Below are 17,921 nucleotides of genomic sequence, written 5' to 3'. Positions count from 1 at the left end.
ACCCCGGATTTCTCATGACCGCATAAACAAAAACGGCTGAAAGCCTTATGATTCTTGTCGCCAAACAAAGCCCCATAAGTCTTCAGCCGCGCACAAAATGCTACCAGAAAAACTCCACTTTTCACCCCTCTCTCGCCGCCTCGTCGAGGCCTCTTTCACCGGTGGTCACATCACCTCGGATGCGGGCTTGTTGCTGCTGCGCGAGGTCGACCAGCAACATGGCTTGACCCGCCGCCTGGCCAAAATCGTTCCCGATCGGCGTGATCCTGGGCGTGTCCAGCACGGACTGCAGACACTGCTCGCCCAGCGTATCTATGCACTGGCCGCCGGCTACGAGGATCTCAACGATCATGACGGCCTGCGCCATGACTACGCGCTGCAGACTGCGGTCAACCGCCTGCAACCGCTGGCCGGCAAATCCACTCTGGGGCGCCTGGAACAGCAAGCCGATCGCGAAACGGTGGTGCAAGCCCATCGCCTGCTGTGGGAGCACTTCATCGCCCAGCATGACCAGGCGCCGGCTGAGATCGTGCTCGACTTCGATGCGACCGATGTGCCGGTGCATGGTGATCAGGAAGGGCGCTTCTTCCATGGCTATTACGACCATTACTGCTTCCTGCCGCTCTATGTGTTCTGTGGTCGCCATCTGCTGGTGAGCTATTTGCGCCCGAGCAACATCGATGGCGCCCGACACAGTTGGGCCATCCTGGCACTGCTGGTCAAGTTCATTCGCCGCTTCTGGCCAGAGACCCGCATCGTGTTCCGCGGTGACGGCGGTTTTTGCCGACATCGCATGCTCGACTGGTGTGACCGCAAGCAGGTGGATTATGTGGTGGGTCTGGCCCGCAACACCCGCCTGCAGCGGATGGCGGCGCCGGCCATGCAAGCTGTCGCCGAGGCCTACCAAGAAACCGGGCAGAAGATGTCCGGCGTGTATCGCTTCCTCTATCAGGCCGGTAGTTGGCGTAGGCGCCGCCTGGTCGTGTCGCGCCTGGAACATGGCGAGCAGGGTGCCAATCCACGCTTCATCGTCGTGTCCCGCTTTGCCGAGGATGCTGCCCAGCAGTACTACGAAGACTACTGCGGCCGTGGCGACATGGAGAATCGGATCAAGGACCAACAGTTGGATCTGTTCGCCGACCGCACCTCCAGCCCACGCTGGTGGACCAACCAGTGGCGGCTGATGCTGTCGGCCTTTGCCTATGTGCTGTTCGAACGGCTACGCGATCATCTCCAGGGCACCGCATTGGCGCGCATGAGCATCCATAACCTGCGCTTGAAACTGCTCAAGATCGGTGCGGTGATCATTCGCAACAGCCGGCGCATCCGCGTGCTGATCAGCGAGGCCTATCCGCATCAGGAACTCTTTGCGGGGCTGGTTGCCCGCCTCAAGCCGACCTGAACAGGCGGGCGCCCCCGGCCCGGCTCAATGGGGGAAAGGGGGCAGTGCGCCCCATACGCGGGAATTGAATAAAAAACGATCAATTTTTAGCGGTGGAAGGCAGGTTGTTGATACACCGAGGCTTCACCGGCCACGCCTGCCGGCCTCATGAGAAATCCGGGCTACGGACCACAGTATTGGCGATGTGCGAATTCAGCACGTCAAACTTTTCCAGGGAATAACCGGTCAGCGCCAGGTCGGATTTCAGCCTATGATAGTTTTGCAGCTTGAGATTGAGAAACGCCCGGGCTTCAGACATAGGCTTGTCCTCACGCGTATTTTTTGTCGCCGATCCGGTCCCAGCCGCTGGCGATATTGCCGCCACCGGCGCCATCAATGCGCCGCTGCTGGGTATAGGTGGTCTTGATCCGGCCGTAGTTGAGCTGCACTACTTCAAGCGGTACGCCGGTGTCCACGCTCTGCGAATACTCGGCGATGATCACTTCCTCGAGGATAATTTCGTAGTACTTGAGTTTGTCACCACCCGCGCGGCAGAGTGCCAGTTTCACTTCCTTGAGGTGCTGCCCGGTGCAACTGGCTTCCATCAGTTTGCAACTGGCACTGTCGAGGTATTTGGTGAAAGTGAAGTTGGTGACAGAGGTACGGCCGGAAGTGGCTCCGCCAGTAGAACTTGCAGTGGCAGATGTGCTTTGGCTGACGCCGAAATCGTAGCCAAGCACTTCAATCCATTTGCTGTATTGCTTGTCCAGTGCTTCGCCTGGAATGTTGTCGATCTGAATGTAGGCGTCGAAAGCCATGTTTTCTTCTCCCTGGCAATTGAATCAATTGGGTATTGCTGCCCGGTGACCCGGCTGATTTGCAGAGCCTAGGCCTGCGATGAGTCGGGGGCAATACTTCAGGGGATGAAGAGGTGCAGTTCAGAAATGGACTACAAATGAAGGGGGAAAGCTGAATTCATATGTCAAAAAATGTAACTGTTACCCTTGCAATAGGATGATGTTTATTCAACTCCTGGTTGCCTTATTCATCATGTTTAATTGCGAACAGAGTCATGTGGGAATTTTCACTCATCCGTACGGCAAGCAAGTGGTGCAGTTTTACACTCAGACCAAGACCGTCACCGCCCGCTGGTTCGATGACGACAGCGTCAACGACGGTGTGAACACCACCATCAGCCTGCGTTAAGCCATCGGCCTGCGTTAAGGAGTACGTCATGCGTATCGCATTCATCGGCCTGGGCAACATGGGGGCACCCAGGGCCCGCAACCTGATCAAGGCCGGGCACCAACTGAACCTGTTCGACTTGAACAAGGCCGTGCTGGCCGGCATACGCCCCGGCACGCCGACCGTGAATTGCAGCACCATCGACCCGCAGACTGCGCGTGATGTGTCCAAGGCCGCAGCGGCCAAGGGCGTGGACATGGGCGATGCGCCGGCATCGCGTGGCTATACCGGTGGCTTTGGCGCCGAGCTGATGCTCAAGGACCTGGGGCTGGCCACCGAGGCTGCACGCCAGGCGCATCAACCGGTGATCCTGGGGGCCGTGGCCCAGCAGCTGTACCAGGCCATGAGCCTGCGCGGCGAGGGTGGCAAGGACTTCTCGGCGATCGTCGAGGGTTACCGCAAGAAGGATTGACGAGCGTGTACTTCGTCGCGGGCCAGGCGGCCTTCCCTCTGTAACTGCGCACCAGAGGGAAGGGCGTCTGATCCGCGATTTTTTTTGCTGCCGGGCGCTCAGATTTTTCCCACGTATTTTGATGAGTTTACTGACTTTGCGCAGGCAACAACATCTTCAACCCAAGATGTCAATTTGCTACGGTTTCCAGATAGGGAAACCTGAGCCATCTTTATGTTCAAGATAATAGAGTCAATCAAAGCCGCTCGCTACAAGCGAATAGTCAGGTCTCACGGGGGTAAGATTGCTGCCGGGCCTTCAACATTCAGTAAGTATGCCAGTGCTGATCTAGAGGGATATGTTCAACTAGGTCATATAAAAATTCGTTCTTCCCAAGTCGGAATTGGTGCTTACACCTATATAAGAAGTGGTACCCATCTTTCATTTGTATCTTCCATAGGTCGATTCTGCTCCATTGGCTCTGATTGTGTCATTGGTCAAGAGAAACACACACACCCATCCTCCTGGGTAAGTACCCATCCATTTCAGTATGAAGATGGAGGAAATCTGGAGTATCGAGCTGAAGAAGCGCTTGCCCAGATAGGCCACGACGTATGGATTGGCGCCGGAGCCACTGTCCTTGCAGGCGTGAAGGTCGGGACCGGAGCCATTATCGCGACCAAGGCTTTGGTGTCGCGTGATGTGCCGCCGTATGCGATCGTGGGTGGGAATCCGGCCAAAGTCATCAAGTATCGACATGCTGAAGATATCATTGTCAGGCTCATGGACAGCGAGTGGTGGGATTTGGATACCGCTACCTTGAGAGAGCTGAATTTGGCAGACCCGAAAAAGTTCCTGAGGTCTATCGAAAGTCGTACCTCACGAGACAAAGTAAACTACAGAGTCGTTTGTCTTTCTCAGAAGGGTGTAAAACTCTTGAAGAGTGACCGCTCGTAGTCGAGCGGAGATGTGCCAAAGGCTACTATCATACTTGCGGCAGGATACTATTCGTCTCGCGCACTCATTGGTCATCATGCCTGAACCTGAGCGGCGTCATGGTCATGTGGGATTTTTTGCGCATCCCACATGACCGGCAAAGTCCGCTTATGAATCAGGCAAAGACAAAGTACTTGCGCACGGTCTCGACCACTTCCCAGGTGCCTTTCATCCCCGGTTCGATCACGAACACATCACCCGCTTTCAGGTGCTTCGGCTCTTCGCCTTCCGGGGTGATGATGCAGTAGCCATCGAGGAAGTGGCAGAACTCCCACTTCTCGTAGTTGACCTCGAACTTGCCCGGAGTGCAGATCCAGGTGCCCATGATCTTGCTGCCGTCGGCCGACAGGTAGGCGTTGAGGTTGACGGTGTGCGGATCGCCGCCGATGCGCTTCCACTTGGTGGCGTCCACGACCGGCGTCGGGCAGGTTTCGCGCAGGACGGTGATGAAATCGGACATGGCACAACTCCTGGTGACTGGCTGAATGACTCGTCACCATAGGGCCATCGGCCGAGCCGCAGTTGCCTGGGCTCGACGTCCAGCTGTCTGGTCGCGCTATGCCAGGCGGTTGACCTCGACGGTGATGTGCGCCAGTTCTTCGTGTACGCCCAGGGCCTGGCGCACGCTGTCGGCGCTGAGTTCGGCCCAGGCGGCCAGGCCGAGAATGCAGGCGTACTGGTCTTTGCCCACGCGCCACACGTGCAGGTCGGTGATGCTGGCCGGCACCGGCAGTTGCGCGACCACCGCGCGGATTTCTTCCACTACCGGCGCGTCCATCTCCGCATCCAGCAGCACCCGCCCGGTATCGCGCAGCAGCCCGCGGGCCCACAGCGCCACCAGCAGCGCACCGACCAGGCCCATGACCGGGTCGAGCCACCCGGCGCCCCAGTACTTGCCGGCCAGCAGGGCAACGATAGCCAGCACCGAGGTGGCGGCGTCGGCCATCACGTGCAGGTAGGCCGAGCGCAGGTTCAGGTCGTGGTGACGGTGGCCATGGTCATGGTCATGGTGATGGTCGTGGCCATGGTGGTGATGATCGTGATCGTGATGGTGATGGTCGTCACGCAGCAGCCAGGCGCAGATCAGGTTGACGGCCAGGCCCACGGCGGCGATGAAGATCGCCTCGTCATAATGGATCGGCCCCGGTGCCAGCAGGCGCTGCACCGACTGGAACGCCATCAACCCGGCCACGCCCAGCAACAGCAGGGCGCTGGAGTAGCCGCCGAGAATCTCGATCTTCCAGGTGCCGAAGGCAAAGCGCCGGTCGCCGGCATAACGCCGCGCGGCGGCATAGGCCAGCAGCGACAGGCCCAGGGCCAGGGCGTGGGAGCTCATGTGCCAGCCGTCGGCCAGCAACGCCATGGAATTGAAGAACCAGCCCCCGGTAATTTCCGCCACCATCATCACTGCGGTCAGCCACACGGCCAGGCGCGTCTTGCGCTCGGCGCTCAGGTTGCTGGTATGGAACTGGTGGCTGTGCTGCCAGCGGTCTGAGGTTTGTGTCGCCATGGTTTATCATGCTCCCGGAACGTCGAGAAATATACTATACCCCAGTATACCTAGCATGGTGTGAAACCCAATGGCACATACCCTGAAGAGCAAGAAGCAGCTGCTGACCCGGGTGCGCAAGATCAAAGGCCAGGCCGCCGCCCTGGAGACAGCGCTGGAGCAGGACAAGGACTGCCTGGCGATACTGCAACAGATCGCCGCCGTGCGCGGTGCGGTGAACGGGCTGATGGCCGAAGTGATGGAAGGGCATATCCGCGAACACCTGGTGGCGGACGGGCTGAGTGCCGAGGAGCGGCAGGACGAGGCGGACAAGGTGGCGACGTTGCTGCGGTCGTACCTCAAGTGAATTAGGTGGGTAGGCACGCCCCAGCAATTTGTGCACCACTGCTGGAGTCCTGGGGCCGCTCTGCGGCCCTTTCGCGATACAAGGCCGCTCCTACAGGGGCCTCTATACCCCCAAGGGGTATGATTACGCCCACCAATACCGCACAAAGTGGAAGAACACCGGCGCGGCAAAGCACACCGAATCCATGCGGTCGAGCATGCCGCCGTGGCCTTCGATCATGTGCCCCCAGTCCTTCACCCCACGGTCGCGCTTGATCGCCGACATCACCAGCCCGCCGAAGAAGCCCATGGCGTTCACCGCCAACGCCATCAGCGCGGCCTGCCAGAAGGTGAACGGGGTGATCCAGCACACCAGGGCGCCGATCAGGGTGGCCAGCGCCACGCCGCCGGCCAGGCCTTCGACGGTCTTGGATGGTGACAGGTTGGGCGCTACCTTGTGCTTGCCGAACAGCTTGCCACACACGTACTGCAGCACGTCGCTGATCTGCACCACCAGGATCAGCCAGGCAATCAGCAGCAGGTTGCGGCCCTCGTAACCCGGGATGTCCAGGGTCATCAATGCCGGCACCGACGACACGCAGTACACCGCGATCATCAGCCCCCATTGCACCTTCGAGGCGCGCTCGAGAAAGCGCGTGGTGTCGCCGCCGAAGCTGGCCAGGATCGGCAGCAACAGGAACAGGTACACCGGGATGAAGATGCTGAACAACCCGTACCAGTCCATGGCGATCAGCACGTATTGCACCGGCAGCGCCACATAGAACGCCGCCACCAGCGCCGGGTAGTCGCTGCGCCGGGTCGGGGTGAGCGTCATGAACTCGCGCAAGGCATAGAACGACACGCCGTAGAACAGCACGATCACGCCGTACTTGCCGAACAGGAAGGCGATGCCGATCACCAGCACCATCACCCACCAGGCGTTGATGCGGGCGTTGAGGTTGTCGATCACCGCGTGCGGTGCCGGGCCGGCGCGCCATTTGAGCAGGCGGCCGATCACGCTGGCGAGCAGCAGCAGGGCGCCGATGCCGGCAAACAGGGAAAGGGTGTTGTCGTCCATCTCAGGCATCCTTGGGGCCAGGTTCAGCAAGGCCCGGCTGGCCCGCTCGAGAAAGGCTTGCTTGCTTTCATCCGCCTGCAGGTGCAGCGGCTCGCCAAAGCTCAATGTGCACAACAACGGCAACGGCAGGGCGCGACCTTTGGGCATCACCCGGTTGAGATTGGCGATCCATACCGGCACCAGTTCGACTTCGGGGTTGGCTGCTGCCAAGTGGTACAGCCCGCTCCTGAACGGCATCAGCGGCTCGTCGCCGAGATTGCGAGTGCCCTCCGGGAAAAAGATCAGCGAGTCGCCCTGGGCCACTGCTTCGAGGATCGGCTGCAACGGGCTGCCCTGGCCGGCGCTGTGTTGCCGGTTGATCAGCACACCGTTGAACACCTTGCGGATAAGAAAATCGCGAATACCCGGCTTGGCCCAGTAATCGGCACCGGCTACCGGACGGGTACGCTTGCGCAGCGGCTGCGGCAGCGAGGCCCACAGCAGCACGAAATCACCATGGCTGCTGTGGTTGGCGAAATACAGGCGCTGCACCGGCAGCGGCGTGCAGCCCAGCCACAGGGCGCGGGCACCGGTGATCAGGCGGGCGGCGGAAGTGATGAGGTAGGCGGTCAGGTTGGCGAGCATGGATCGGTAGTCATCCCTTCAAAGGCAGTGTCAGCAGGGTAGCCAAGGCCAGCGACAGCTGCAGGCCCAGGCACACTGCCTGGCGGCGCAACAGGGCCAGCGCGGCCCGGCTACGGGCAGGCCATGCTCGGGTGTCGGCGGCCTGCGGTTTGAGTTTCAGCTCGAACAGTGCGTGGTCCAGGGCCTGGGTGTCCGCCGCCAGGTCGCGGCTGGCGGCGAGGCGGGCGAACAATTGGGCATCGATGGCCACACGGACGGCCCAGTACTTGTGCAGCACGCCTAGTACCAGCAGCGCAATGCACAGCAGGCTGGCCAGCGGTTGCAATTGGGCACCCAGCAAGGGCGCCAAACCGTAGGCCAGGGCCAGCAGGGTGAGGCCGTCCGACAGGCGTTCCAGTTGTTTGCCTCGGCCCAGCAGGCTGGCCACCACGTACAGCGTCATGGTTGTGTCCCTAGCTGTTGCAAGGCCTGGCGGTGTGCGCTGTGCAGCACCACGCCAGGGCGGGCCTTGCGGATCAGCGCTTCGGCCTGGCGAGCATCACTGCAGCGGCCCGTGAGCACCAGCCAGGCTGCCACGGCGCTGGCGCTGCGCGAATAGCCCAGGGCGCAGCAGACCAGCACCGGGCCTTGCGAGCGCAGGCGTTCGATGGCGACGGCGGCTTGGTGCAGCAATGGGCTTTCCGGGGCGATCAGGTCCAAGGTAGGAAAACATGCGTAGCCATGCGCTGCCTGACCGGCTGACGCGGACCCTGTGGGAGCGGCCTTGTGTCGCGAAAGGGCCGCGAAGCGGACCCAGCAATATCTGCTGCGAAGCTGAAAATCTGGGGCCGCTTCGCAGCCCTTTCGCGACACAAGGCCGCTCCCACAAGTGTCCGCGACAGGGCGGCCAACAATGCACGGTAGTTCTGCGCATAAATCGACCACCGCAGCGAACTGCGCGCCACACCCAGGAATCCGCCCAAGGTAGACGCCATCACACACTTCATCCGCCTGCGGGTGCCGCCAGGTCCACAACCGCGAGTTGACCCACGCCCCAATCAGGTACGGTGCCAGCAGCCAGCTGGCTGCATTCGACAAGCGCCCATCGGCGCCTTTCTGAAACCCGCCTGCACCGAGCACGCCATAGTTCAGCGCCACCAAAGCCAGCGACACGGCCGGCCAGGTCAACCACAGCCAGGCGCCGCCCAACGCAACGGCAGGCACTGCGCACAGCAGCCCACCCACTGTATAGAACAACGCCAACCGCCAACGCTTGGCATCCCGCGCAAGGCGCACCTGCTGCCAGGGCAGTTGCCCTTGATGTGGCCACAACCAGACGCAGACGAACCCCGCCAATGCCCCGGTCGGCACGTCGACGAAATGGTGCTGCCAGGTGGTCAGCACCGACACCCCGATCAGTGCCATCCAGCCATGCATCAGCCAACGCCAGGGCTGGCGCTGCACGTGCCGGGCAAACATCGTCCAGATGATCACCAGCAGGGCAATATGCAGCGACGGTGCCTGGTTGAACGGCTTGTCGAAGCCCATGAGCACATCGAACATCCAGCCGAACACCCCGCCCAGTTCCGGCCGCTCGAAGGTGAAACGCAGCGGCCAGAGCAGGAAGCAGCTGACGCTGATCAGCTGCGCGGTGAGCAGCGCCAGCGCGTGCCGGTCCATTTCCTGGCGCGTGCGTGGCAGCAGGAAGGACAAACCGTAGAGCAGGTCGATCGACCAGTACGGGATGATCGTCCACGGCCACAACGGCATGCGGCTTTCCCAGCCGAACACCAGGCTGCCGACATCACTGCGCCCGGCGGTATGGTTGTTCGCCAGCCCGTAACTGAGGAAAAACAGCGGCCCCAGCAACAGAAGCCAGAACACGCCTCGGCGGATCAGCCGGGGCTCGCGTGATGGGCTCATTCAGCGCACCCGTTGTGCCAGGCTGACGCTGAAAATGCCCCATTCATCGATGCGTTGGGCCAGCTTGCGGAACCCGGCCGCTTCTACCAGCTGGTCCATTTCGGCCTGGCTGCGGCGACGCATCACCCAGGCCTCCCCGCCGCGGTGGCTGGTGAGGGCGCGGGCGATCATTTCCAGTTGCGGGTGCCACGGCTGGCCGGTGTAGACCAAATAGCCGCCATCTTTCAGCGCATCCGCCAGGCCGGCCAGCGAGTTGCCTACCAACTGGTTGCTGGCGAACAGTTCGTACAGGCCGGAGACCACGGCCAGGGTCGGTGGTTGTTCCAGGGTGGCCAGGCTCTGGCGGTCGAAGGCATCGCCCTGGACGAAGCGGGCGATGTCGGCCAGGCCCTTTTCTGCAATCAGTGCGCTGCCTTGCTGCACGTTCAGTTCGCTGTAGTCACGCAGCAGGATCGAATCCGGCAGCTGTTCGAGCTCCTGCAGGGCCTCGAGAATGTAGCGGCCATGGCCGGCGGCGATATCGACGATGTGCACCGGCCGCTGCTGTTCGCGCAGGCGGACGATGGCCAGGCGCAGCAGTTCCTCTACGTGAAGCTTGCGCTGGCGGATGCCACGCCAGCCGATGGCGTCGAGGTAGTTCTGGTCGATCAGGCGGCCGAGCTTGCCTTTGCCGGTCGGCTGGTTGCGGTACACGTAGTCCAGGGTACTGCCCGAGTCGAAACCGGTATCGAAACCCAGCTTCACACCTTCGGACAGCCCATTGCCCAGCCGCAGCCCGGCACGGGTAGCACGCCAGTAAAGGTCGCGGGGCGAGTTGCGCGGCAGCGGTGCGGCCAGGCTTTCGGCTTCGGCGCAGCTGGCGCCGATCTTGTCGGCATCGAGTAGTGACGGCAGGGCGGCGGGGCTGGCGAAGCAATGTTCGACAAACCGCTCGATGCGCCGCAAGGCATGGGCCCTGTCACGCTCGCCAAGGGTGTCGTGGAAAAAGCCTGGCAGGATGTGCATTTCCTTGCGCGCACTGCCCAGGCGTTCGAAGAAGCGTTCCTGCGGTTGGCGTTCGACCACGAAGTCGGCACCGGACACCAGCAGCTGGGTTGGCAACTGAATGGCCTGGGCATCCGCCACCACCCGGTCGGCGGCTTCGTACAGGCCCAGCAGCATGGTCACCGAAATCGGCCGGCTGATCAGCGGGTCGGCCACGTACGACATGACCCGTTCGGGGTCGTGGGTGAGCAGGCGGGGCTTGACGTAGCTGTTTACGAAGAAGTTTCCGCGCAAGGCTTTCAGCAGTTTCAGGCCGGTGCGGGCGAACGGCACATACAGTTTGACCTTGAACGCTGGCGAGGCCAGCACCAGGCAGCGCACCTTGGGCGCGTAGTCGTGGGCCCAGGTGGCCACGAGCACGGCCCCTACGCTCTGCGCCAGCACCACCAGGTCCTGTTCGGCGATGCCATGGCTGGCCTGGATGTGCTCGATGAAGGTCTGCACATCGCGCACGCTGGTGGCGAAGCCCGGGCTGTCGCCACGCGCGCCCGGCGAATGGCCGTGGCCGCGGGCATCCCAGGCGAAGAAATCGTAGCCCGGCATGTCCAGCTCGTCGGCCAGGTGTGCCATGCGCCCGCCGTGTTCGTGGCCGCGATGGAACATCACCACGGCCCGGCGTGGCTGGTGTTGGTTACGCGTGGCAGGCCAGTGACGGTAATGCAGCTCGACGCCGTCATGGGTGGAGAAGTGCAGCGCTTGCGCTTGGCGCATGGTCGACATCCTTTTGCGACGGCAGTGGGCTCAGCGGGTTTCGGCCAGCCCCTGGCGAACCCGGTTGTAGAGGGTATAGAGCGAGAGTGCGAGGATGACCAGCAACAAGCCGTTGAGCCAGGTGCCATTCAGCAGGCCTAGAGCGACACCGGTACCCAGCACACCGAAGGCAAAGGCCCGGTCGCTCTTGCCCATTGGGCCATCGTAGCGCCGTGAAGCACCGGCCAGTGGGCCCATGACACCGGCGTATTCGCTGAAGGTGGCGCTGAGCACCACGAGCACGACCAAGGTTGGCGATACACCGGCCAGCAGGGCGAAGGGCAGGTACAGCGCGGCATCGGCGATCACGTCGCACAGTTCGTTGAGGTAGGCACCGAGGGTGGATTGCTGGCCGAACTCGCGGGCGAGCATGCCGTCGACAGCGTTCAGTGCCATGCGCAGCAGCATCCAGACTGGCACCAGGATGAACAGCCAGGTGAGATGGGGCAGGGCAGCCAGCAGCAGGCCCAGCAGGATTGACAGCAGGGCGGCGGCGACAGTGACCTGGTTGGCGGTGACACCGCGGTCATGGAGGCGCTGGACAGCAGGGCGGAGCATGGCCTGGAAGTGCGGTTTGAGCTGGTAGATCGATGCCACTGGAAAGTCCTTTTCGGTGGGGCGTTATGGCGCCATTGTGTGTGAGCCTTCTTTGCGGGTAAACCCGCTCCCACAGGTATAGTGTCCAGCCGAGAGATACCACACATCCTGTGGGAGCAGGTTCACCCGCGAACACGGGCGAAGCCCGTGCCATCAATCGCGGTGCCTGCTTCGCGGGCTCGCCCGCTCCCACAGGTATAGTGTCCAGCCGAGAGATACCACACATCCTGTGGGAGCAGGTTCACCCGCGAACACGGGCGAAGCCCGTGCCATCAATCGCGGTGCCTGCTTCGCGGGCTCGCCCGCTCCCACAGGTATAGCGTCCATCCGAGAGCTACCACATATCCTGTGGGAGCGGGTTCACCCGCGAACACGGGCGAAGCCCGTGCCATCCACTTCGTCAGCGGGTGAGGGTGGTTACCAACCCTGCGGCATACCCCGGCAATGCCGCAAAGTCGCGTGCACACACCAGCAACCGGCGATTGGCCCATGGTTCCGTCATCGCCACCCAGTGCAACGGCAACACCCCTTGCCAGCGCTTCACCGCAGCCAGCGGCACAATCCCTACTCCGGCTCCGCCCGCAACCATGCGGATCACGCCATCGAACCCTTCGGCACGCACCCGAACCCGCATGCGCCGGCCCTCGCGCAGTGCCTGCTCTTCCAGGTACAACGCCAGTGCACTGCCGGCACCCAGGCCGACATAGCCATGGGCCAGGCTATCGATGAAGCTCGGCGCTTCCTCGCTGGCCAGTGGATGGCGCTGCGGCGTTACAAGCACCAGTGGGTCTTCGCGAAACGGCCGGGTCTGCAGGTGCTCGCTGGGGGCGGCGGTTGAAACTATGCCCAGGTCCGCCATGCCCTGGGTAATCGACTGCACGATGCGCAGGCTCGGCAACTCCTGCACATCCACACTGACGCCTGGGTTTTCAGCCAGGTAGCCGGCCAGCAGCTCCGGCAGGTATTCCGTGAGTGCAGCCGTGTTGCACAGCAGGCGCACCTGGCCCTGCTGCCCTTGAACGTACTGGCCCAGGTCGAACTGCAGGCGCTCGACCTGCTGCGATATCAGCCGGGCATGCTGCAGCAGTGCCTGGCCGGCCAGAGTTGCTTGCACGCCACGGCGGTTGCGTTCCAGCAAAGGGATGCCCAGCGAAGCCTCCATGGCGCGGATCCGCGCACTGGCTGCTGCCAGCGAAAGATGGCTGCGGCTGGCACCGGCGGTGATGTTGCCGCACTCCAGGGTGTGCTGGAACAGCCTGAGGTCGATCAGGTCGAAATGCATGTGGCTCTGTCCTGGCAAGAGTCTGGCTGAGTATATGGCAGATTTTCAGCCCGGCCGACGCACGCCATCATCGGCCCATGAATACCTTGCTCGCTTTCTACCAGAACATTGGCCCAGCGCTGTCGCTGCTGGTGGTACTGACTTTCCTGCTGGCCGGCGCGGTGAAGGGGGTGATCGGCCTCGGCTTGCCGACAATCGCCATGGGCCTGCTGGGCCTGGCTATGTCACCGGCGCAGGCTGCGGCATTGCTGATTGTGCCTTCGACCCTCACCAACCTCTGGCAGCTGGCCAGTGGGGGGCACCTGCGGAGGTTGCTGGCACGCCTGTGGCCGATGCTGGCGATGATCTTCGTCGGTACCTTGCTGGGCAGCGCCTGGCTGGGGATCAACAGCGGCCCTTGGGCCGCACATGCACTGGGCGCGGCCTTGATGGTGTATGCGCTGTACGGGCTGGTCGGTCCGGGCCTGCGCCTGGCACCGGGGCGGGAGCTTTGGCTGGCGCCGCTTTGCGGGCTGGTCACGGGCGTGGTCACGGCGGCGACCGGGGTGTTCGTGATACCGGCTGTACCCTACCTGCAGAGCCTGGTTTTGAATCGGGATCAGATGGTCCAGGCCCTGGGCCTTTCGTTCACGGTTTCGACCCTGGCCCTGGCCGTTGGCCTGGCCGGGCAGCATGCCCTGGGTGGCCAGGCGCTGGGTGCTTCGCTGCTGATGCTGGCGCCGGCCTTCGTCGGCATGCTGGCCGGCCAGTGGCTGCGGCAGCGCATCAGTACGCCGCTGTTCAAACGGTGCTTCTTCATCGGCCTGGCCGCGCTCGGCGGCCATTTGCTGATCAGCGGTTAGCGCTTGATGCGCTGAGCATGTCGATCATCTGGATGTCAAAATCGCGTTCCAGGTAGTCCATGCGTTTTTCGAAGAACGCGGTCATGTGCGGCAGTGCCGAATGCACATCCAGCGCGGCCTTGTCGGCCCAGACCTCGAAGAACACGAACAGGCTCGGGTCCTGCTTGTCGCGCAGCATGTGGTACTCGATGCAGCCCGGCTCCTGGCGGCTTGGCTCGACGTAAGCGCGGAATAGGGTTTCGAACGCTTCAGCCATTTCCGGGCGGGTCTTGGCTTTGAGGATGAAGGCGTACTGCTCACTCATGGGTCGCTACTCGGTGATGGGAGGTGATGCGATTCTAAAGCAATAATGCATTATTGATTCGTGACTTCAGGTCAATTGTATTTTGCCGCTGCATTACTGTATCCCGCGCCCGCGAGCCCCTAACCTGCCGGCCTGAATTTTTTTTCCGCGAGGCCCGCATGAAGAAGATCCTTTTGCTCAACGGTGGTAAACAGTTCGCCCACTCCGACGGTCGTCTGAACACGACCTTGCACGAAGCGGCCATCGCTCACCTGGACCGGGCCGGTTTCGATGTACGCCAGACCTTCATCGACGGTGGCTATGATGCCCAGGAAGAGGTGGAGAAGTTCCTCTGGGCCGATGTGGTCATCTACCAGATGCCCGGCTGGTGGATGGGCGCGCCATGGACCGTTAAAAAGTACATCGACGAGGTGTTCACCGCCGGCCACGGTAGTTTGTATGCCAACGACGGCCGTACCCGTTCGGACCACTCGCAGAAGTACGGCAGTGGTGGCCTGGTGCACGGCAAGCAGTACATGCTTTCGCTGACCTGGAATGCACCGCTGCAGGCATTCGACGACCCTAGCGATTTCTTCGAGGGCAAGGGGGTGGACGCGGTGTACTTCCCATTCCACAAGGCCAACCAGTTCCTCGGCATGACCGGGTTGCCGACTTTCCTGGCGGTGGATGTGATGAAGCGGCCGGATGTGCCGGCTGCTTTGGCGGCCTATGAGGCGCATCTGGACAAGGTATTTGGCAAGGCACAGTAAGGTTTTTCCTGTGCTGGCCTCTTCGCGGGTAAACCCGCTCCCACAGGTACCCCACAGTCTTTGACAACCGTGCAGCACTTGTGGGAGCGGGTTTACCCGCGAAGAGGCCAACACAGGCACCGCTGGACTTGGCCTCGACAAGCGGCTATCTATCCCTGCAGAGACCAATCACAGGCGCAGATGTGAAAACCCGATCCGAAGAACTCCAGGTATTTGTCACCGTCATCGACTGCGGCTCGATTTCCGCTGCTGCCGAGCAGATGGGCCAGACTCCGTCTGCCGTCAGCCGTACCCTGTCGCGCCTTGAAGGCAAGCTGGGTACCACGCTGGTCAACCGCACTACCCGACGCATGGACCTGACCGAGGAGGGCCGCTTCTTCCTCGAGCGCGCGCGGTTGATCCTGGAACAGATGGACGAGATGGAAGAGCGCCTGTCGATGAACCGCCAGACCCCCACCGGGCGCCTGCGCATCAACGCCGCCGCGCCGTTCATGCTGCATGCCATCCTGCCGTGGATCGGTGAGTTCCGCCGCCAATTCCCTGGCATCGAACTGGAACTCAATACCGACGACCTGATCATCGACCTGCTGGAGCAGAGCACCGATGTGGCAATCCGCATCGGTGAACTCGCCGACTCCAGCCTGCACGCGCGCAGCCTGGGATGCAGCCCGGTACAGGTGCTGGCCAGCCCGGCCTACCTCGAGCAACACGGCACGCCGCAGCGGGTTGAGGACCTGGCCAACCACTGCCTGCTTGGCTTCAGCCAGCCCGAATCGCTCAACCACTGGCCACTGCGCCATGCCCAGGGTGACCGCTGGAGCATCCGCCCGGCGCTGATCGCCTCCAGCGGCGAGACCCTGCGCCAATTGGCGCTGGCCGGCGAGGGCATCGTCAGCCTTTCGCACTTCATGACCCACGAGGACATCCGCGCCGGGCGCCTGCAAGTGCTGCTGAGCGAAGCCAACAACGGCTATCGCCAGCCGATCCATGCGGTGTACTACCGCAACACCCAGCTGGCGCTGCGTATCCAGTGCTTCCTCGATTTCATCCAGCGCAAGTTGGCGATGTACGCCAGCTGAGTTGCCTGAACGCGACAGGTCCTGTCCACGGGCGGCGAAACTTCCTGCGGTTGATTGCACAGTCGAAGCGCTTCGGCCTTACTGACTGCTCAACAAAAACAACACCAAGGAAGTGTCATGCGTATTGCTCCGTTCCAGTACCTGGCTCTCGCAGCCGCGATCCTGAGCTGTTCCTCGGTCCATGCCGCCAATCTTGAGGGCGGCGCAGTGGCCGCGCCCGATCAATATGGTGCACAGGTGGCCGCCGATATCCTCAAGAAAGGCGGCAACGCGGTGGATGCGGCAGTGGCCACGGCTTTCACCCTGGCGGTGACTTATCCCGAGGCTGGCAACATCGGCGGTGGCGGGTTCATGACCCTGTTCGTAGACGGCAAACCCTACTTCCTCGATTACCGCGAAGTCGCGCCCAAGGCCGCCACGCGCAACATGTACCTGGACGAAAAGGGTGAGGTCATCGAAAACCTCAGCCTGGTCGGGGCACGTGCTGCTGGCGTTCCGGGCACGGTGATGGGGTTGTGGGAGGCGCATCAGAAGTTCGGCAAGCTGCCCTGGAGCGAACTGCTGACCCCGGCCATCGGCTATGCGAAAAACGGCTTCAAGGTTGCGGCCAAGCAGTACCAGTACCGCAACGACGCCCAGGGCATGTTCAAGACCGCGACCAATTTCAACGACTACTTCGGCAACATGAAGGTCGGCGAGCTTTTCAAGCAACCGGAAATGGCCCAGACCCTGGAACGCATCGCCGACAAGGGCGTGAGCGAGTTCTATCAGGGCAAGACCGCCGATCTGCTGGTGGCGCAGATGCAGGCCGACAAGGGCCTGATCACCAAGCAGGACCTCAAGGACTACAAGGCCGTATGGCGTGAGCCGATGGCCGTGAGCTGGCGTGGCAACGTGGTGTATACCGCGCCACCGCCAAGCTCCGGTGGTGTCGCCCTGGCCCAGCTGCTGGGTATCAAGGAAAACCGGGCGGCGGACTTCAAGGGGGTGGCGCACAACTCGGCGCAGTACATACACCTGTTGGCCGAGATCGAGAAGCGCGTGTTCGCCGACCGCGCCGACTACCTTGGCGACCCGGCCTTCACCAAAGTGCCGGTGGATCAGCTGGTGGCCAAGGACTACCTGGCCAAGCGCGCCGCGCAGGTCAACCCGAAGGCCATTTCCGATACCGACAAGGTCAAGCCGGGCCTGGAACCGCACCAGACCACGCACTTCTCGATCGTCGACAAGCAGGGCAATGCGGTCAGCAACACCTACACCCTCAACCTCGACTACGGCAGTGGTGTGGTGGTGAAAGGCGCCGGCTTCCTGCTCAACGACGAGATGGACGATTTCAGCGCCAAGCCGGGGGCGGCGAATGCCTTTGGTGTGGTAGGTGGCGATGCCAATGCCATCGCCCCGGGCAAGCGCATGCTGTCGTCCATGAGCCCCAGCCTGATGACCCGCGATGGCAAGGTCGAGCTGGTCATCGGCACCCCGGGTGGCTCGCGGATCTTCACCTCGATCTTCCAGGTGATGAACAACCTGTACGACTACGGCATGCCGCTGGACAAGGCGGTGGCGGCGCAGCGCGTGCACCATCAGTTGCTGCCCAAGGACACCATCTACTTCGACAGCTATGCACCGCTTACCGGGCCGGTGGCTGATGAACTGAAGAAGATGGGCTATGTGCTGGAGGACCAGGGCTGGGAGATGGGGGATATCCAGGCGATCCGGGTTGATGGGACGAAGCTGGAGACCGCTTCGGATCCGCGTGGGCGCGGGGTAGGCATGATCGTCAAGTAATACCTGCCAGAATGCTGGGAGGGCTTTGCCCTCCTATC

19 protein-coding genes and 2 pseudogenes are annotated in these 17,921 nt (G+C 62.1%); 9 read left to right on the top strand and 12 right to left on the bottom strand.

The features are described from left to right. Positions 1-97: 97 nt before the first annotated feature. A complete protein-coding gene (locus tag KDB76_RS24445) occupies positions 98-1,402 on the top strand; it encodes an IS1380-like element ISPa33 family transposase (protein ID WP_038409882.1) in 1,305 nt (434 codons plus the stop codon). Between the two features lie 145 nt (positions 1,403-1,547). Here KDB76_RS24445 and KDB76_RS24440 read toward each other — a convergent pair whose 3' ends face one another. Together KDB76_RS24440 and KDB76_RS24435 are read right to left on the bottom strand one after the other, a co-directional pair. After that, positions 1,548-1,700, bottom strand: coding sequence for a hypothetical protein (locus KDB76_RS24440; protein ID WP_212632287.1), 153 nt, complete (start codon positions 1,698-1,700; stop codon positions 1,548-1,550). Positions 1,701-1,710: 10 nt separating this feature from the next. Continuing rightward, positions 1,711-2,199 (bottom strand): type VI secretion system tube protein Hcp, encoded by a 489-nt coding sequence (locus tag KDB76_RS24435; protein WP_013974242.1) that lies wholly within the window; start codon positions 2,197-2,199, stop codon positions 1,711-1,713. 274 nt (positions 2,200-2,473) lie between these two features. Here KDB76_RS24435 and KDB76_RS24430 point away from each other — a divergent pair. The 3 genes and pseudogenes from KDB76_RS24430 to KDB76_RS24420 form a co-directional block, all read left to right on the top strand. Continuing rightward, a pseudogene (locus tag KDB76_RS24430) lies at positions 2,474-2,587 on the top strand (methylmalonate-semialdehyde dehydrogenase); the annotation flags it as partial. Positions 2,588-2,615: 28 nt separating this feature from the next. Next, positions 2,616-3,038, top strand: coding sequence for an NAD(P)-binding domain-containing protein (locus KDB76_RS24425; RefSeq protein ID WP_013974240.1), 423 nt, complete (start codon positions 2,616-2,618; stop codon positions 3,036-3,038). Positions 3,039-3,251: 213 nt separating this feature from the next. Further along, a complete protein-coding gene (locus KDB76_RS24420; RefSeq protein WP_038410149.1) occupies positions 3,252-3,974 on the top strand; it encodes a CatB-related O-acetyltransferase in 723 nt (240 codons plus the stop codon). A gap of 154 nt (positions 3,975-4,128) precedes the next feature. Here KDB76_RS24420 and KDB76_RS24415 read toward each other — a convergent pair whose 3' ends face one another. Both KDB76_RS24415 and dmeF read right to left on the bottom strand, forming a co-directional pair. Next, entirely contained in the window at positions 4,129-4,473 is a 345-nt protein-coding gene (locus KDB76_RS24415; protein WP_003258412.1) for a cupin domain-containing protein, read from the bottom strand. 96 nt (positions 4,474-4,569) lie between these two features. Beyond that, the gene (dmeF, locus tag KDB76_RS24410; protein ID WP_013974239.1) at positions 4,570-5,523 is read right to left on the bottom strand and encodes a CDF family Co(II)/Ni(II) efflux transporter DmeF; all 954 of its coding nucleotides are present in this window, start codon (positions 5,521-5,523) and stop codon (positions 4,570-4,572) included. Positions 5,524-5,593: 70 nt separating this feature from the next. Between dmeF and KDB76_RS24405 the strand changes: the two genes are divergently transcribed. After that, entirely contained in the window at positions 5,594-5,869 is a 276-nt protein-coding gene (locus KDB76_RS24405) for a metal/formaldehyde-sensitive transcriptional repressor (protein WP_003258414.1), read from the top strand. Positions 5,870-5,992: 123 nt separating this feature from the next. Here the strand turns inward: KDB76_RS24405 and KDB76_RS24400 are convergent, their stop codons facing one another. From KDB76_RS24400 to KDB76_RS24370, 7 genes and pseudogenes are all read right to left on the bottom strand, one after another. Further along, on the bottom strand, positions 5,993-6,925 hold the full coding sequence (locus tag KDB76_RS24400; protein ID WP_013974238.1) for a phosphatidate cytidylyltransferase: 933 nt from the start codon (positions 6,923-6,925) through the stop codon (positions 5,993-5,995). A gap of 9 nt (positions 6,926-6,934) precedes the next feature. Continuing rightward, a pseudogene (locus tag KDB76_RS24395) lies at positions 6,935-7,549 on the bottom strand (lysophospholipid acyltransferase family protein); the annotation flags it as partial. A 10-nt stretch (positions 7,550-7,559) separates the two neighbouring features. Continuing rightward, positions 7,560-7,991, bottom strand: a complete 432-nt coding sequence (locus tag KDB76_RS24390; protein ID WP_013974236.1) for a hypothetical protein — start codon at positions 7,989-7,991, stop codon at positions 7,560-7,562. Next, positions 7,988-9,451, bottom strand: coding sequence for a phosphatase PAP2/dual specificity phosphatase family protein (locus KDB76_RS24385; protein WP_024087746.1), 1,464 nt, complete (start codon positions 9,449-9,451; stop codon positions 7,988-7,990). The genes KDB76_RS24390 and KDB76_RS24385 overlap by 4 nt, the downstream gene beginning before the upstream one ends. Next, positions 9,452-11,206: a bifunctional alpha/beta hydrolase/class I SAM-dependent methyltransferase gene (locus tag KDB76_RS24380; protein WP_038410148.1), complete on the bottom strand. Its 1,755-nt coding sequence runs from the start codon at positions 11,204-11,206 to the stop codon at positions 9,452-9,454. It lies immediately after the preceding gene. A 30-nt stretch (positions 11,207-11,236) separates the two neighbouring features. Continuing rightward, on the bottom strand, positions 11,237-11,842 hold the full coding sequence (locus KDB76_RS24375) for a CDP-alcohol phosphatidyltransferase family protein (protein ID WP_013974233.1): 606 nt from the start codon (positions 11,840-11,842) through the stop codon (positions 11,237-11,239). A gap of 400 nt (positions 11,843-12,242) precedes the next feature. Beyond that, positions 12,243-13,124 carry a LysR family transcriptional regulator gene (locus KDB76_RS24370; RefSeq protein ID WP_013974232.1) on the bottom strand — a complete coding sequence of 294 codons (882 nt, stop codon included), beginning with the start codon at positions 13,122-13,124 and terminating at the stop codon, positions 12,243-12,245. A gap of 77 nt (positions 13,125-13,201) precedes the next feature. Here KDB76_RS24370 and KDB76_RS24365 point away from each other — a divergent pair, with 77 nt between their 5' ends. Further along, positions 13,202-13,966, top strand: a complete 765-nt coding sequence (locus KDB76_RS24365; RefSeq protein WP_038410147.1) for a sulfite exporter TauE/SafE family protein — start codon at positions 13,202-13,204, stop codon at positions 13,964-13,966. Here the strand turns inward: KDB76_RS24365 and KDB76_RS24360 are convergent. After that, on the bottom strand, positions 13,956-14,270 hold the full coding sequence (locus tag KDB76_RS24360) for a putative quinol monooxygenase (RefSeq protein WP_003258316.1): 315 nt from the start codon (positions 14,268-14,270) through the stop codon (positions 13,956-13,958). The two genes, KDB76_RS24365 and KDB76_RS24360, sit on opposite strands and share 11 nt — an antisense overlap. A 158-nt stretch (positions 14,271-14,428) precedes the next feature. Between KDB76_RS24360 and KDB76_RS24355 the strand changes: the two genes are divergently transcribed. The 3 genes from KDB76_RS24355 to ggt all read left to right on the top strand — a co-directional run bounded on the left by KDB76_RS24355 (position 14,429) and on the right by ggt (position 17,883). Then, complete coding sequence (locus KDB76_RS24355) at positions 14,429-15,019, top strand: NAD(P)H-dependent oxidoreductase (protein ID WP_013974230.1); 591 nt, start codon at positions 14,429-14,431, stop codon at positions 15,017-15,019. 182 nt (positions 15,020-15,201) lie between these two features. Then, complete coding sequence (locus tag KDB76_RS24350; protein WP_024087744.1) at positions 15,202-16,098, top strand: LysR family transcriptional regulator; 897 nt, start codon at positions 15,202-15,204, stop codon at positions 16,096-16,098. 117 nt (positions 16,099-16,215) lie between these two features. Further along, complete coding sequence (ggt, locus tag KDB76_RS24345; RefSeq protein WP_013974228.1) at positions 16,216-17,883, top strand: gamma-glutamyltransferase; 1,668 nt, start codon at positions 16,216-16,218, stop codon at positions 17,881-17,883. Positions 17,884-17,921 lie beyond the last annotated feature (38 nt).

Origin of the sequence: Pseudomonas sp. JS425 (genome assembly GCF_018223845.1) — a bacterium.
GTDB classification, from domain to species: Bacteria; Pseudomonadota; Gammaproteobacteria; order Pseudomonadales; family Pseudomonadaceae; genus Aquipseudomonas; species Aquipseudomonas asiatica.
The sequence above is the reverse complement of the archived record's forward strand: the minus strand, read 5'-3'. Positions and strand labels throughout refer to the sequence as shown.

Coding starts and splice junctions, on each gene's coding strand:
- KDB76_RS24445 (WP_038409882.1), top strand. CDS start 98: ATGCTACCAGAAAAACTCCACTTTTCACCCCTCTCTCGCCGCCTCGTC.
- KDB76_RS24440 (WP_212632287.1), bottom strand. CDS start 1,700: ATGTCTGAAGCCCGGGCGTTTCTCAATCTCAAGCTGCAAAACTATCAT.
- KDB76_RS24435 (WP_013974242.1), bottom strand. CDS start 2,199: ATGGCTTTCGACGCCTACATTCAGATCGACAACATTCCAGGCGAAGCA.
- KDB76_RS24425 (WP_013974240.1), top strand. CDS start 2,616: ATGCGTATCGCATTCATCGGCCTGGGCAACATGGGGGCACCCAGGGCC.
- KDB76_RS24420 (WP_038410149.1), top strand. CDS start 3,252: ATGTTCAAGATAATAGAGTCAATCAAAGCCGCTCGCTACAAGCGAATA.
- KDB76_RS24415 (WP_003258412.1), bottom strand. CDS start 4,473: ATGTCCGATTTCATCACCGTCCTGCGCGAAACCTGCCCGACGCCGGTC.
- dmeF (WP_013974239.1), bottom strand. CDS start 5,523: ATGGCGACACAAACCTCAGACCGCTGGCAGCACAGCCACCAGTTCCAT.
- KDB76_RS24405 (WP_003258414.1), top strand. CDS start 5,594: ATGGCACATACCCTGAAGAGCAAGAAGCAGCTGCTGACCCGGGTGCGC.
- KDB76_RS24400 (WP_013974238.1), bottom strand. CDS start 6,925: ATGGACGACAACACCCTTTCCCTGTTTGCCGGCATCGGCGCCCTGCTG.
- KDB76_RS24390 (WP_013974236.1), bottom strand. CDS start 7,991: ATGACGCTGTACGTGGTGGCCAGCCTGCTGGGCCGAGGCAAACAACTG.
- KDB76_RS24385 (WP_024087746.1), bottom strand. CDS start 9,451: ATGAGCCCATCACGCGAGCCCCGGCTGATCCGCCGAGGCGTGTTCTGG.
- KDB76_RS24380 (WP_038410148.1), bottom strand. CDS start 11,206: ATGCGCCAAGCGCAAGCGCTGCACTTCTCCACCCATGACGGCGTCGAG.
- KDB76_RS24370 (WP_013974232.1), bottom strand. CDS start 13,124: ATGCATTTCGACCTGATCGACCTCAGGCTGTTCCAGCACACCCTGGAG.
- KDB76_RS24365 (WP_038410147.1), top strand. CDS start 13,202: ATGAATACCTTGCTCGCTTTCTACCAGAACATTGGCCCAGCGCTGTCG.
- KDB76_RS24360 (WP_003258316.1), bottom strand. CDS start 14,270: ATGAGTGAGCAGTACGCCTTCATCCTCAAAGCCAAGACCCGCCCGGAA.
- KDB76_RS24355 (WP_013974230.1), top strand. CDS start 14,429: ATGAAGAAGATCCTTTTGCTCAACGGTGGTAAACAGTTCGCCCACTCC.
- ggt (WP_013974228.1), top strand. CDS start 16,216: ATGCGTATTGCTCCGTTCCAGTACCTGGCTCTCGCAGCCGCGATCCTG.